The sequence below is a fragment of the Pseudoalteromonas sp. 78C3 genome, assembly GCF_002836695.1.
Classification (GTDB): domain Bacteria; phylum Pseudomonadota; class Gammaproteobacteria; order Enterobacterales; family Alteromonadaceae; genus Pseudoalteromonas; species Pseudoalteromonas arctica.
Genome location: NZ_PJAV01000167.1, coordinates 54,026 through 67,120 on the forward strand (window position 1 = coordinate 54,026; position 13,095 = coordinate 67,120).

Consider the following 13,095-nt stretch of genomic DNA (forward strand, 5'->3'; position numbering starts at 1 on the left):
CATGAAAGCGATTTTATTAGGACTGAGCTTATTTCCGTTGGCGGTATTAGCGGGTGAAAAAATAGATAAGCAAATAGACGTACCAAGTGGCGGCACTATTTTTATTGAAAACCAACGCGGTGATATACATATTACAGGCTGGGAGAAAAACGAATTTAAAGTATCTGGCGAGCTTGATGACAAAGCCGAGGGTTATGAGCTTAAAACAAATGGCGATAAAACTCAGTTTATTGTAAAAATGCCACGTAAATCAAATTGGGGTAATAATGGCGATGGCTCAAGCTTAACCATATTTATGCCTAAAAGCAGTAGTTTAGAGTTTGCTGGCGTTAATGTATCGGTGACTGCAAAAGAGTTAAAAAATGGCGCTGAAGTTGATGTGGTTAATGGCGAAATTACAGTAGATGATATTGCCGGTAATATTAAGCTCACCACCGTAAATGGTGATGTGAACGCTGAAAACTTAAACGGTAATATTCAATTTGAAACCGTAAATGGCGAAATTAACGATAGAGAATCAAGTGGTGAACTACGTTTTAGCGCTGTTAATGGCGATATTAAATCAACCTCAAGCGCCAATGATGTGCGCCTTGAAAATGTAAATGGCGATATAGATTTTACGCTATCGTCAATTAAAAACTTACGTATTAACACGGTGAATGGCGAAGCCGAAGTACATATTAAAGAGCTTTTAAAGGGCGGTGATGTACGTTTTGAATCGGTAAGTGGCGATGGTGATTTTTACTTTCCTGACAGCGTATCTGCAAATTTTGAAATTAAAGCGCACGCTAATGGAAAAATCATTAATAAAGTTACTAGCGATAAAGTCAGTAAAGCTAAATACGGCCCAGCCAGTGATTTAGAATTTAGCATTAATGGCGGTAATGCTAATGTTGAAATGGATACAATTAGTGGACGCATAGAGCTTCGTATTAAATAACGCTCATTCACCTTCACGATTACAAAAAGCAGGAAAAGATTTCCTGCTTTTCTATTTGCACAGCCCCTTCAAGTCGATAGAATAGAGCCATTCAATTTTACTACTGTGAAGTTATGGCCAAACCAGATAAGCAAGTCGATACACTTAAAGTTCCTCCCCATTCAATAGAAGCTGAACAATCTGTTTTAGGTGGCTTAATGCTTGATAACCAAGCTTTTGACCGCGTAGCGGAGCTTGTTGTATCACAGGATTTTTATACCCGCACGCACAAGTTAATTTTTGAGGCGATGACGGCACTTGCTGAGATTGGCGATCCGATAGATTTAATCACTATTTCTGAAAGTTTAGAAAAAAATAATAAACTTGCAGGAATTGGTGGCTTTGCTTATTTAGCAGAAATAGCTAAAAACACGCCAAGCGCTGCTAACATTGACGCTTACGCAAGTATTGTACGCGAACGTGCTGTTGTACGTGAAATGATTGGCGTAGCGAACGAAATTGCAGAAGCGGGTTTTAACACCGAAGGGCGTACCAGTCACGACTTGCTCGATTTTGCCGAAAGCAAAGTGTTTAAAATCGCTGAGCAACGAACAAAAAATAATGAAGGCCCGCAAAGCATTCATAGCATCCTTGAAAAAACCGTTGATAAAATAGAAGAGCTTTATCAATCACCACAAGATGGTGTTACGGGTGTAAGTACAGGTTATGCCGATCTAGATAAAATGACGACAGGCCTGCAACCTTCTGACTTAATTATTGTTGCAGCGCGTCCATCTATGGGTAAAACTACCTTTGCGATGAACCTTGCAGAACATGCTGCAATGACTCAAGACAAACCAGTATTAATTTACTCTCTAGAGATGCCTTCAGAACAAATTATGATGAGGATGTTAGCGTCTCTTGGCCGTATTAACCAAACTAAGGTACGTACTGGTCAATTAGATGATGACGATTGGGCACGACTTTCATCAACAATGGGCTTGTTGATGGAAAAAGGTAAAATGTACGTTGATGATGCGTCGGGCTTAACACCTACCGATGTGCGTTCACGTGCAAGGCGTATAGCCCGCGACCACGGTGGCATTAGTATGATCATGGTCGATTACTTGCAGTTAATGCGTGTACCAAGCCTTGCTGATAACCGAACGCTCGAAATTGCTGAAATTTCACGTTCACTTAAAGCACTAGCAAAAGAGCTAAAATGTCCGGTTGTTGCGCTTTCGCAGCTTAACCGTACGCTAGAGCAACGTGCCGATAAACGTCCTATTAACTCAGATTTACGTGAGTCAGGGTCGATAGAGCAGGATGCCGATTTAATCATGTTTATTTACCGTGATGAAGTTTATAACGAAGACAGTACTGACAAAGGTATTGCTGAAATCATTATAGGTAAACAACGTAACGGCCCAATTGGTAAAGTGCGTTTAACATTCCAAGGTCAATTTTCTCGCTTTGATAATTACGCGGGACCAGCGGTAGATGACGATTACTAATGCGCTTAGCCACTGCTGAAATTAATTTAGCTGCACTTGCGCATAATTTAGCGCAAGTTAAGTGCTTTGCACCTAACAGCAAAGTAATGGCGGTGCTAAAAGCAAATGCTTACGGGCATGGTTTAGTAACGATTGCGCAGCATTTAAATAATGCTGACGCATTTGCTGTGGCGCGAATAGATGAAGGGCTTGCCCTTCGAGCTGGGGGCTTAACAAAGCCAATAGTTTTACTAGAAGGCTTTTTTAACAAAGCCGACTTACCTATTTTACTCGCTAATAACTTTCAAACTATTATTCATGATGAATACCAATTAGCCGCGCTTGAAAAAGCAAAGCTCGATGCGCCAATAACATGCTGGTTAAAAGTAAATACAGGTATGCATCGACTAGGTATTGCGCCAGAGCAGTTTGAAGAGTTTTATAACCGCTTACAAAAAACACCTAACGCCAAAAATACCGTTAATTTAATGACACACTTTTCGTGTGCTGATGATGTTGATAATGCCAAAACGGTTCAACAAATCACGTTATTTGATAACTTAGTGAATGGCATTGACCAAGCACATTGTTTATCAAATTCAGCCGGTATCATTGCATGGCCAAACGGACATGGTGATTGGGTACGCCCTGGGCTTATGCTATATGGCGTATCGCCAATGGCAAATAGCGTTGGACAGCAACACAAGTTAAAGCCTGTTATGCGCTTAACTACGCGCGTAATTGCAGTGCGTAATGTACCAGCTAATGAGGCGGTAGGGTATGGCGGACGTTGGAAAAGCGATAAACCAACCAAGTTAGCTGTTGTGGCTATGGGTTATGGCGATGGTTACCCTCGGCACGCTAAAGAGGGCACACCAGTAATAATTGGTAAGCAGCGTTATGGTATTGTTGGCAGTGTTGCTATGGATATGATTAGCGTAGATATAGGCGTTAATGAGCACAATATTAAAGTGGGCGACAGAGTCACTATGTGGGGCCCTGAGCTACCAGTTGAAGAAATAGCATTATGCGCTGATACTATCCCTTACGAGCTATTATGTAATATTACACCGCGCGTAAGTTATGAGTATCAGCGTTAATACAGCTATAAAGCGGTACTTACTCTTTTATAAAGTATATGTCGCTAAAGCCCATACGGGCAAATTCTTGGTCGCGAAAGTTACGAACAGAAGCAGACCCTTTTGAGGTCATTTCTATTTGCTGTACCATGCTCAAGTAACTAGTTAGATCAATACCTTCGGCAGCAGCAATTGCTTCATACATGTCATGGTATTTATCTTTAGCGAAATTAATCTCGCGCGGTTCGTTTTTAAATTTGTAGGTTATTCTACGTGCCATATTAAGCTCATTTCAATTGAGTGTTGCAGCGATTTTACACTGTATTTAATAACGGCTCTAGCATTGAATGACTTGTTGTAATCGGTAATTAAAATAAAGAGTCAAAAATGAAATTATCAGTAGAGATCAGTAAATACCCACTTCACCAAGATTATATCCCGTTTATTCAGGGCTTTATTGACAGATTAAACGAATACGATGATTTAAAAGTGATTACTAACACGTTATCAACGCAAATTTTTGGTGATTACGATTTAGTAATGCAGGTGTTAAGTACCGAAATTAAACGTTCATATGAAGAATTTGGTAAAGCTATTTTTGTATGTAAGTTTCTCTCTGGCGACTTATCGCCTGAATAACCTATAATACCAACCTGCATAAATCTTTGATCAATTTAACGAATTAAATTGCACTATAACGTTGTTAAAAATTTTTTATTTAGAACAACTAGATACAAAAATTTTTGCCTAGTTCTAGCGTAATTTTCTTAACGTTAAATAGACCCCGTATATAAGCAGATTGGTATAACAATCGGCACAACTAAACGGTAACTGCATAATATGGACTTTTTAACACAAACCTTAAGTGGTTTTACAGCAATGTCGCATTGGGAGTATATTGCGGTAGGGTTGTCGATGGCTTATTTATTATTAGCAATAAAAGAAAGCTTATGGTGTTGGCCAGCGGCATTTTTTAGCACGCTCATTTATACAATAATGTACTGGAATGGCGCATTGCTTATGGAGTCATTACTTAATTTTTATTATATGTACATGGCTGTATTTGGCTGGGTTGTATGGCGTAAAGGCAAAGCTGCAAATTTAAATATTACATCGTGGTCGATAAACCGTCATGCTGTTTTAATTAGTTTAACAACCGTAGCTGCAATAGTTATTGGTTACGTTATGCAAAACTATACTCATGCCGATTTTGCTTATCTTGATAGTTTTACAACGTGTTTTGCCGTAGTAACTACTTACTTAGTGGCTAAGAAAGTCCTCGAAAACTGGCTGTACTGGATTGTAATAGATGCCGCTTCTATGTATTTATATTACGAAAAAGGCTATTACCCAACGCTAGCACTCTTTATATTTTATACCATTATGGCAGCGTGGGGCTTTAAAACTTGGTACGAAGAGTACGAACAAAGCCAAGCTAAGCCTCTAGCACAGCTTTAATCAATGATTGAGCATACTCAGTTAGTAAAAATGTGTAGTGCGTTTATAGAGCCTACAAGCATTGTTTCAAGCGAACGATTACTTAATGGCTTTAGTAACGATAATTTTTTAATACGTACCGAGCAACAAGGGTATTTGTTAAAGTGTTATAAAAGCCATTGGCCAAGTGACGGCCTTGAAGCGCAGCGCTTTTTAAGTGACTTTAATATATGTCCTGCGCCTATTTGGCTTGATAAAGAAAACGGTCGTGCGGTATTTAATTATATTGAAGGCAAGAGCGCGCAATCGGATATAACGCTTAGCTTTATTAATAAACTTGCTCAAGTGCACAATTACAAAGTGTCTACCGCGCCAATGGATATAGCTAAAGAGCTTCATTTTTATCAAAGCACCGACGTATATACGCAATATAAACCTCAAATAGAGAAGGCACTCAAAGCCGTTGCAGCTATGTCATTTAATGCAGGCTTTTGTCATAACGACTTAGTAAAAGACAACATTATTGTAAATGCTTCAGGCATGTATTTAATTGACTTTGAATATGCACAAACTAATGATGTGTATTTTGATTTGGCAGCCCTTGCAGTGAGCTTTAATCTTAATGAGAGCAGTGAAAGTGCATTGTTAAATAACTATAAAAATAGTATCGATAAAACAAAAACGTTTAATCCTTCAATGGATAAGCTGAATTACTATAAGCTGTTTTTTTTAGTGTTATGTATTGGCTGGTATGAAGAGCGCAGCATAACTAGTAAATCTGTAATGTTACGCGCGCAGCTAACTAAACTCGTTAATAATACTTTTTTATAGATGTTAAAGACCACCAAAGCGCTCGGCGAGCTCTTTGTATTTTGTTACTTCGGCTGTATCAAATTGTGGTTCACCATTTTCATCTTCTGATTTCGCAATTAATAAACTTTCTCTAGAGAGGCGTTTTACACGCTCTACTTTTACACCTAAAAACTCAGCAACTTGCTCAGTAGACATTAAACTCATCATTATTTCCTCGTATTAAATCCATCCGCACAGCGACAATCATAGTTTCAATGTTACTAAACCGTTACTGTTTCCTATTCAATAAGAATAAATAGCGTGTTTTTAAGCCATTGTGAAGTGTTTTATTTAAAAGAGTTTAATTAATAAGCATATAAGCTGATGTTACTGGTATTTATTTAAAGATCTCTTTATCATTGCTGATGCTAAAGCACTGATATCGCGAGTTGGTGTGGCGGCAACAAATGTGCTCTCGTGGTGAAATGGATATCACGTGGCCCTCCGGAGGCTGAGTTGTAGGTTCGATCCCTACCGAGAGCGCCATTTGCTTTTACATCTACTAATATTCCCCTCTATATTATCTAGCTTCTCATTAATTACTTTTGTATTTAAAAATGTATTACTGCATAAATTTTGAAATTTTATTGTAAGAACAGCTTTCTAGTTATTTATACAATGCAAAATTGCATTATTCAAAATGTTATCTAACGTTATGTATGCATATACGACGAAATTATAAATGAGGAAAACCGATTCAATGTTAAATAGTCAGTTAGAAATACTCGCTCAAGGACATGCTTATCTTGAAAGTGTAACTAAAGAGGATTATTCGCAAATCGTTGCTCCTAATTTCATTAGTTCAGCTGGGTCACATATGCGCCACATTATCGATCATTACCAATCTTTAATGACGGGCTTTGGTATAAATAATATTGATTACGATAGTCGCCTACGCGGCAGTAATATTGAAAGTAACCCCTGTGAAGCTATAAAAAAAATTGCAGAGATAGCATCGTGGATTGAACAGCTAAGTACAGATGATTTTAATAAACCGCTGTTACTTTCAAGCGAAGTATCAATTAAAAGTAAAAATGTACAAACTGTAACAACCTCATTAGCACGAGAGCTTATATTTGTAGGAAGCCATGCAGTACATCACTATGCGATGATTTCACAAATTACCTTTGCACAAAAAGCATCATTCGACCAGAACTTTGGGTTAGCACCAAGTACAGCCACTTTTTTGAGAGAAAAAAGCCAACAAAGCCAATTAAAATCACTGCAAAGTTAATATGTGCACTTTAAGTTACTTCCTAACTGATGATGGCTACGAGTTATTTTTTAATCGTGATGAACAAAAAACGCGAGAAATGGCAATCGCCCCGAGTAAGCACACAGATAACGCAATTTACCCTATCGATCCGCAAGGGGGTGGTACTTGGCTTGGTGTATCGCATTGGGGGCAAACATTAGCTTTATTAAACGATTATCAAAGTGCATTTGATATAACAGCCGTAAAGCACAGCAGAGGCCTCTTAATCCCGCATTTACTAAGCAATAAGACCCCTGCATTGTCTCAATTAAAAAATATGGATTTATCGGGTTACGCGCCTTTTAAATTGTGTATTTTTCCGGATAAATTATCGCTAAATAATGGTCACATCGCTTTTGTTCGGTGGGACACAAAAAAATTAATCGATTGCCAAGTTGAATCGCTTGCAACGTCGTCAGGTGTTGAGCTTGAAACGGTGACACAAAAGCGTAAACAACAATTTAAGCAATTTATTGACTTAAGATATCCTGCAAGTGAGCAGTTTTTAGCATTTCATTACAGCAAAGCAGAGCAAGGCCAATATGGTGTAAATATGCAAAGAGAAGATGCAATGACGGTCAGCATTAGCCATATTAAGGTAGGCAATACTATTCGCTTTAATTATTTTGATAAGCAGTCTCAGCTCATTAGCAGCATTAGTTGTTTAAAAGTGGCTGCAGCTTAACTAAATATTTTTATAGCCATAACTATTACATAATTAAAAACAAAAAAGTCGATGTAATTAATTACATCGACTTTTTTGTTAACTGTATTTTACCTGCAGTATTAATACAGCAGGTGAAAATTATGAGTGATTTATATAATCATCTTTTTTATCACCAAGATAGAGCTTAAGTAGCTTTTCAGGCGCACTTGGTAGGTGCACACTTAAAAGTAATCCTGGGGTGTGATTAAAGTTACTGTCAATTCCCACACAATGAAATTGAGCGCCTAGCTTATGATATTGCTTTAATAGAATTGGTATGTCTTTTTTATCTTCTTCTATTCCCATAACCAATGTTGATACATGATCTATGTTTAACGTGTGATCACTAATAAAGTCTTCAAACTCTGGATGAATTTTATTATTAAAAGGCGTATTGGCGCTAACACCTTGTTTATTATTAACCATTGCATGGTCAATAATTGCGACAGAACGAGGGTCGTAAAGCTTACTTAATGAAACCGTGCCATATAAAGTCCTATAACGTGGGTTTTGCGCCATAAACGCACCGATCCCTTTAAATAGCAGTAATAAGCCATGGTAACTGCCTTGATGTTTTTGAACTATAAACGAGCGACCCATTTCCAAGCACGGCTGTTGTTGATTAATAAAAGAGGGTTCAAAATTAAACATTTGCGATAAATAAAGGGCGCTCACGTCGCTATTTTTTTGTAATAAATCAGTTTGTCCAATTCGATAAGCTCCAATGATCTCTTCATTTTTATGATCAAAAATAAATAAATGCATGTAGGTTGCGTCAAACTTATCGGTATCACATGGCTCGCCGCTTCCTTCGTTTAATGTACGAAAGGTTATTTCTCTAAGGCGTGTTATTTCAGCAACACAATTAGGTATTTGATCTTGATAACCGTAATAAACGGAGTAACTTTTAAAGTTTAATAAGTGCTGCTCGCTTGGTAAGCTAGCAAGTTCACTCGTCATTTTTGTTTTATCAACATCCAGCATAATCGCTTTTAGCTGCATTGATTGGGCATCGTCTTGCCAAGGTGTTACAAAGCGTTCATCGTTTAAATAGCAAAGCAGGCGCGCAATATCGTTAATGTCGTCAGTTTTCTCAAATTTATTTAATAACTTGGGTGTAAGTAAATTACCAGCACCTAAATTAATGGACCTTTTTTGAATTTTAAGTAATTCACGTATTAGCATTAATAATCTAAATCGGTAGTAAATACGTCCCAAATTGTAAAACATAGGGCTATTTTGACCACTAATAAACACAGGTAATAAAGGGGCTTGTGTTTTTAAGGCTAGTTGAGCCGCTAAGCGATTCCATTGACCGTCGGTTACACGTTGTTTTTTTGATTGAAAAAACGAAACCCTGCTAGCAGGAAAAACCACAAGTAAACCATCGTTATTTACATGTTTAAAACACTGTTTAATTGCACTGGTATTAATGGCTGCTTTTGGTTTTAGCGGATTGGCAAAAATAAAATAGTCTTTAATTTCTGTAAATATTTTTAAACCAACGTTAGCCATTACTTTAGTATCGCTACGATAATGGGTGAGTAATTTAGCAATTATTACGCCCTCAATCATGCCATAAGGATGGTTACATACTACTATGCAAGGGCCTTGCTTAGGTATTTTGTTAATAACACTTTGTGCCCCAAGTACATTAATACCCAATACATTTAAAAGCTTTTCACTAAACTCCTGCTTATCTAAACCCGATAAATTATTAGAGAGGTATATATCACGCAGTTTATTTATACCTAATAAGCTATCGAGCAGTGGAGCGGCTGCTTTTAATATATGACCCAAAGGCGAGGCTGTGTTTATTGCAGCCACACTCAGGTTTGATACGGGGTGGTTTAGTTTTGTCATATATTAGTACTCTTAAGAATTTAAAGCAGTTGTTATTAAGTGCTGTGTATATTGAGACCGAGGCAAAACAATATTATGTTCAAGAAAGGTTAATAAAGTTCGCTTTTTTATAATGATTAGATAAATTTTATAGCTAAATCACCTGCTTTTTAGTGATAAGCAATTTAGTGTAGTTGAGATGAGAGTGTTTAATTATTAAAAAGTAAAATAATCAGAATTACAATACAGCTCAAATAGGGCTGTAAATAATGCTTTTAGTCATATATAACTACTTACAACTCAAAAACTAGACTTTTAGGCTTAATTAATGCTATTTAAGGTACATATTCCTTAATAGAAAAATCCCGCCTTTATGCTAATTACTTTGCCCGTGTCTGAGCTTACTCCTGGTATGTATGTTGATAGCGTTACTAAGCAACATGAAGGGATCAATAGCATAAAAATTAAGACCAGTGGCTTAGTACGCGATAGATCTATTATTAAGCGTTTAGTCTCTGAAGGGGTGCTTGAGCTGCTTATAGATTTTGCTAAAGGTGATGCCCCAGTTCCTGCCAAATATAAGCCTCAAAGCAAACCTAAAACATCTAATAGCCAGCAAAAAGCCGAAAAAACACCTATAGCAATCTCAATTGAACAAGAATTTGCTAAAGCGAGTGTCAATTACGATCAGCATGGCCGAAAGCTACAGTCGTTATACGGTGACTTAACATCTGGCCTGAGTGTTAATATAAAAGTGCTTGATGAAATAGCCAGCGAAATAGTCAGCTCAGTTTTTCGTAACGCCAACGCCATGACTATTCTTACTCGTATAAAAGACAAACATAGCTATAACTGGCGGCATATGATCAACTGCGCCATTTTTACCGCTGTATTTGCTAAATACTTAGGGTACAAAATGGCTGTTGTGCAAGAGCTTGCCATGGGCGCGTTACTTCATGATTTAGGCCAAGCTAAATTACCGCAGGGTATATTTTCAAAGCCAACTAAGGTTACTAATAATGAGCTCTTAGCTATTAAAAAGCATGTAGCGCAAGGTTTGGGTTTAGTTAAAGGCGAGAAGGGTATAACACCCCTTATGCTTGATATGATAGTGAATCATCATGAGCGCTTAGATGGCTCTGGTTATCCGCGAGGCCTACAGGCAGAGAAGTTAAGTCGTCCAGCGCGTATAATGGCAATTGTAGATGTGTACGATGCAATGACTGCCGATAGAATGCATCAAGATGGTGATGAACCAATCAACGCATTGCGGTACTTATTAGCCAATAAGCAATTGTTTGATGGTGAGTTAGTACAGCGTTTTATAAAGTGTTTAGGGGTTCATCCAGTAGGAACTATTGTAAAATTAACGAATGAACGTTTAGCTTTAGTGCTTGAAGGGAACGTATTAAATCCTATTAAACCTAAAATTAAGCTATTTTATAATGCTAAGCACAATCATCATGTTACACCGAAAGACATCGATTTAAGTGAGCACACCCAAGAGCTTAAAATACTATCAAGTGTTAAGCCCTTAGATTATCAGATTAATTTGTCTCGCCTGTTAAAAGAGCATTTGTTGAACTAGTTTTACTGCATTGCCTTTTTTTAGTTTGTTTTGCAGAAATAAACGCACCCAAAAAGCAATTTCCCATCAGTGTTAACCATAACAAAGTGCCTAGCTCTACGTGCAATGCAAAACAACACAGCGCTAAAGAAATCAACGCATTTAACATTGCCCCTAGCCAATAATGGTTTACGGGGTTATCGCATTGTCCTGCTTGAGTACATGCACAGTAGTTTGCTTTGTAAAAGCAAAACACACTCGCCCCACAAAATATTAGCCCTGTAATAATAAATAAAATGATCACAGTTTTACTTCCATTGCGATTTTATAATGAGTGTAAGTTGCTACTAATTTCAAGTCAATCTAAATGATAATTAATTACATTTAGAGTGTTTACTCTAATACCACACTTCTCATCCGATGAGTTTTAAATAGTTGTTAAAATGTCGTTAAGAAACATGTTTTTTACTGTCTTTTGACGTATTCATAGAGTTTTTTACAAAAAATTAAGGTAGTGTAATCACGTTTTAAATCCTAATAACAACACACATAGTACCCAGACAGTCAGTTTGGTTAAGGACTCAACAATGAAATTTTCTAAAACTCTTATTGCAGCTTCGCTTGCATTTGTTTCAGCTGATAGCTTTGCAGCTGCGTTTCAATTATCAGAGCAAAATGCATCGGGTTTAGGCCGTGCATACGCTGGTGAAGCTTCTATTGCAGACGATGCGTCTGTAGTTGCACGTAACCCTGCACTAATGACTTTATTTAAAGATAAGCAACTAAGTGTTGCTGCTATTGGCGTAATTCCAGATGTAAGCTTAGAAGGTGAAGGCGCGCCAACTGGTATTGATCAATCTTCATTAGATGACGATAGCATTGCACCAAGTGCAGTGGTACCAGCAGCTTACTTTACTATGCCTTACAACGATAAAGTATCGCTTGGTTTTGGTGCATTTTCTAACTTTGGTTTATCAACAGACTTTGACGATGACTACTCAGCAGGACAGATTGCTGGTAAAACAGAAATCTTCACTGTTAACTTAAATGCAAGCGTTGCTTATAAAGTTACTGAAAAGTTTAGCTATGGTATTGGCTTAAACGTAATTTACGCTGACGCAACAATAGTGCGTCATGCTGGCTCTGGTTTACCATTCGCTGCAAATAATGAAGTTGTGAACTTGGAAGGTGATGATACAGGTTACGCTTTAAATGTTGGTTTAATGTATCAGCTAGATGATAATAGCCGTTTTGGTTTTAATTATCGTACAGAAACAGATATTACATTCGAAGGTGAATACTCGAATCAAATACCAACAGCTTTTGGTGGATTGAATGGAGCTGAACTACCTGGCTCTGTCGAAATCACACTTCCTGCAATAGCTGAGTTTTCAGGTTCTCATCAGTTAGATGAAAAACTTGGTCTTCATTACAGTATTTTATGGACAGGTTGGAGTAGCTTTGATTCATTAGAAGCACAAGTTACAGCTCCAACTGGCGATAAGTTTAGCGCATTTAATAAAGATGAAAGCTTCTCTGATTCATACCGTTTCGCTGTTGGTTCAGATTACCAATATAACGAAGATTTATTACTTCGTGCTGGTGTAGCATTTGATCAGTCTCCAGTATCACAAGATCACCTGTCGATCTCTATCCCAGATACCGATCGTTTCTGGCTTTCATTCGGTGGTAACTACACAATTGATCAAAACTCTAACGTTGACCTTGGTGTAAGTATTATCCGTGGTAAAACTCAGAACTTTGAAGAAGATGGATTTGAGTTTGAATCAGAAGGTAATGCAGTACTTATTGGTGCTCAGTACAACTACAAGTTTTAATGTAGAAGTGTCTTGTGGTTAATCACAGGGCACAAAAAAGCCGCTCACTTTAATTAAAGTGAGCGGCTTTTTTAATGCCTATTAAATAGTGTTAATAGGCATTTTAT

Annotated in this window: 14 protein-coding genes and 1 tRNA gene; 11 read left to right on the plus strand and 4 right to left on the minus strand. The window is 37.5% G+C overall.

Annotation, left to right across the window (positions count from 1 at the left end; all coding sequences use genetic code 11):
- Window position 1: 1 nt before the first annotated feature.
- From CXF76_RS16140 to alr, 3 genes are all read left to right on the plus strand, one after another.
- On the plus strand, window positions 2-940 hold the full coding sequence (locus CXF76_RS16140) for a DUF4097 family beta strand repeat-containing protein (RefSeq protein WP_101164130.1): 939 nt from the start codon (window positions 2-4) through the stop codon (window positions 938-940).
- Window positions 941-1,053: 113 nt separating this feature from the next.
- On the plus strand, window positions 1,054-2,433 hold the full coding sequence (gene dnaB / locus CXF76_RS16145; RefSeq protein ID WP_007587308.1) for a replicative DNA helicase: 1,380 nt from the start codon (window positions 1,054-1,056) through the stop codon (window positions 2,431-2,433).
- Window positions 2,433-3,512, plus strand: coding sequence for an alanine racemase (alr, locus tag CXF76_RS16150; protein ID WP_101164131.1), 1,080 nt, complete (start codon window positions 2,433-2,435; stop codon window positions 3,510-3,512). Before dnaB ends, alr begins: the two co-directional genes overlap by 1 nt.
- A gap of 19 nt (window positions 3,513-3,531) precedes the next feature.
- Here alr and CXF76_RS16155 read toward each other — a convergent pair whose 3' ends face one another.
- Window positions 3,532-3,771: a DUF2960 domain-containing protein gene (locus tag CXF76_RS16155; protein WP_077537056.1), complete on the minus strand. Its 240-nt coding sequence runs from the start codon at window positions 3,769-3,771 to the stop codon at window positions 3,532-3,534.
- 107 nt (window positions 3,772-3,878) lie between these two features.
- Here CXF76_RS16155 and CXF76_RS16160 point away from each other — a divergent pair, with 107 nt between their 5' ends.
- From CXF76_RS16160 to CXF76_RS16170, 3 genes are all read left to right on the plus strand, one after another.
- Window positions 3,879-4,130, plus strand: a complete 252-nt coding sequence (locus CXF76_RS16160; protein ID WP_101164132.1) for a hypothetical protein — start codon at window positions 3,879-3,881, stop codon at window positions 4,128-4,130.
- Window positions 4,131-4,331: 201 nt separating this feature from the next.
- Complete coding sequence (gene pnuC / locus CXF76_RS16165) at window positions 4,332-4,949, plus strand: nicotinamide riboside transporter PnuC (protein ID WP_007587303.1); 618 nt, start codon at window positions 4,332-4,334, stop codon at window positions 4,947-4,949.
- A gap of 3 nt (window positions 4,950-4,952) precedes the next feature.
- Window positions 4,953-5,759, plus strand: coding sequence for a phosphotransferase (locus CXF76_RS16170; RefSeq protein ID WP_101164133.1), 807 nt, complete (start codon window positions 4,953-4,955; stop codon window positions 5,757-5,759).
- A 3-nt stretch (window positions 5,760-5,762) separates the two neighbouring features.
- Here the strand turns inward: CXF76_RS16170 and CXF76_RS16175 are convergent, their stop codons facing one another.
- Window positions 5,763-5,945, minus strand: coding sequence for a hypothetical protein (locus CXF76_RS16175; protein ID WP_007587299.1), 183 nt, complete (start codon window positions 5,943-5,945; stop codon window positions 5,763-5,765).
- Between the two features lie 246 nt (window positions 5,946-6,191).
- On the opposite strand from CXF76_RS16175, the gene CXF76_RS16180 reads away from it, so the two are divergent.
- The 3 genes from CXF76_RS16180 (at window position 6,192) to CXF76_RS16190 (ending at window position 7,720) form a co-directional block, all read left to right on the plus strand.
- Window positions 6,192-6,266 (plus strand) — tRNA-Arg (locus CXF76_RS16180).
- A 214-nt stretch (window positions 6,267-6,480) separates the two neighbouring features.
- Entirely contained in the window at window positions 6,481-7,014 is a 534-nt protein-coding gene (locus CXF76_RS16185) for a hypothetical protein (RefSeq protein WP_024589710.1), read from the plus strand.
- A gap of 1 nt (window position 7,015) precedes the next feature.
- The gene (locus CXF76_RS16190) at window positions 7,016-7,720 is read left to right on the plus strand and encodes an NRDE family protein (RefSeq protein WP_101164134.1); all 705 of its coding nucleotides are present in this window, start codon (window positions 7,016-7,018) and stop codon (window positions 7,718-7,720) included.
- Window positions 7,721-7,840: 120 nt separating this feature from the next.
- Here the strand turns inward: CXF76_RS16190 and CXF76_RS16195 are convergent, their stop codons facing one another.
- A complete protein-coding gene (locus CXF76_RS16195; protein WP_101164135.1) occupies window positions 7,841-9,604 on the minus strand; it encodes a lysophospholipid acyltransferase family protein in 1,764 nt (587 codons plus the stop codon).
- 352 nt (window positions 9,605-9,956) lie between these two features.
- On the opposite strand from CXF76_RS16195, the gene CXF76_RS16200 reads away from it, so the two are divergent.
- Window positions 9,957-11,171 carry an HD-GYP domain-containing protein gene (locus tag CXF76_RS16200; RefSeq protein WP_007587289.1) on the plus strand — a complete coding sequence of 405 codons (1,215 nt, stop codon included), beginning with the start codon at window positions 9,957-9,959 and terminating at the stop codon, window positions 11,169-11,171.
- On the opposite strand, the gene CXF76_RS20820 is transcribed toward CXF76_RS16200, so the two are convergent.
- Entirely contained in the window at window positions 11,131-11,454 is a 324-nt protein-coding gene (locus tag CXF76_RS20820; protein WP_101164136.1) for a hypothetical protein, read from the minus strand. The two genes, CXF76_RS16200 and CXF76_RS20820, sit on opposite strands and share 41 nt — an antisense overlap.
- A gap of 283 nt (window positions 11,455-11,737) precedes the next feature.
- On the opposite strand from CXF76_RS20820, the gene CXF76_RS16210 reads away from it, so the two are divergent.
- Window positions 11,738-12,988: an outer membrane protein transport protein gene (locus CXF76_RS16210; RefSeq protein WP_101164137.1), complete on the plus strand. Its 1,251-nt coding sequence runs from the start codon at window positions 11,738-11,740 to the stop codon at window positions 12,986-12,988.
- Window positions 12,989-13,095 lie beyond the last annotated feature (107 nt).

Bases quoted from the DNA above. Each gene is read 5' to 3' on its own strand.
- CXF76_RS16175 (WP_007587299.1), bottom strand. From the start codon at position 5,945: ATGAGTTTAATGTCTACTGAGCAAGTTGCTGAGTTTTTAGGTGTAAAA.
- CXF76_RS16210 (WP_101164137.1), top strand. From the start codon at position 11,738: ATGAAATTTTCTAAAACTCTTATTGCAGCTTCGCTTGCATTTGTTTCA.
- dnaB (WP_007587308.1), top strand. From the start codon at position 1,054: ATGGCCAAACCAGATAAGCAAGTCGATACACTTAAAGTTCCTCCCCAT.
- pnuC (WP_007587303.1), top strand. From the start codon at position 4,332: ATGGACTTTTTAACACAAACCTTAAGTGGTTTTACAGCAATGTCGCAT.
- CXF76_RS16140 (WP_101164130.1), top strand. From the start codon at position 2: ATGAAAGCGATTTTATTAGGACTGAGCTTATTTCCGTTGGCGGTATTA.
- CXF76_RS16160 (WP_101164132.1), top strand. From the start codon at position 3,879: ATGAAATTATCAGTAGAGATCAGTAAATACCCACTTCACCAAGATTAT.
- alr (WP_101164131.1), top strand. From the start codon at position 2,433: ATGCGCTTAGCCACTGCTGAAATTAATTTAGCTGCACTTGCGCATAAT.
- CXF76_RS16200 (WP_007587289.1), top strand. From the start codon at position 9,957: ATGCTAATTACTTTGCCCGTGTCTGAGCTTACTCCTGGTATGTATGTT.
- CXF76_RS16185 (WP_024589710.1), top strand. From the start codon at position 6,481: ATGTTAAATAGTCAGTTAGAAATACTCGCTCAAGGACATGCTTATCTT.
- CXF76_RS16170 (WP_101164133.1), top strand. From the start codon at position 4,953: ATGATTGAGCATACTCAGTTAGTAAAAATGTGTAGTGCGTTTATAGAG.
- CXF76_RS16190 (WP_101164134.1), top strand. From the start codon at position 7,016: ATGTGCACTTTAAGTTACTTCCTAACTGATGATGGCTACGAGTTATTT.
- CXF76_RS16155 (WP_077537056.1), bottom strand. From the start codon at position 3,771: ATGGCACGTAGAATAACCTACAAATTTAAAAACGAACCGCGCGAGATT.
- CXF76_RS16195 (WP_101164135.1), bottom strand. From the start codon at position 9,604: ATGACAAAACTAAACCACCCCGTATCAAACCTGAGTGTGGCTGCAATA.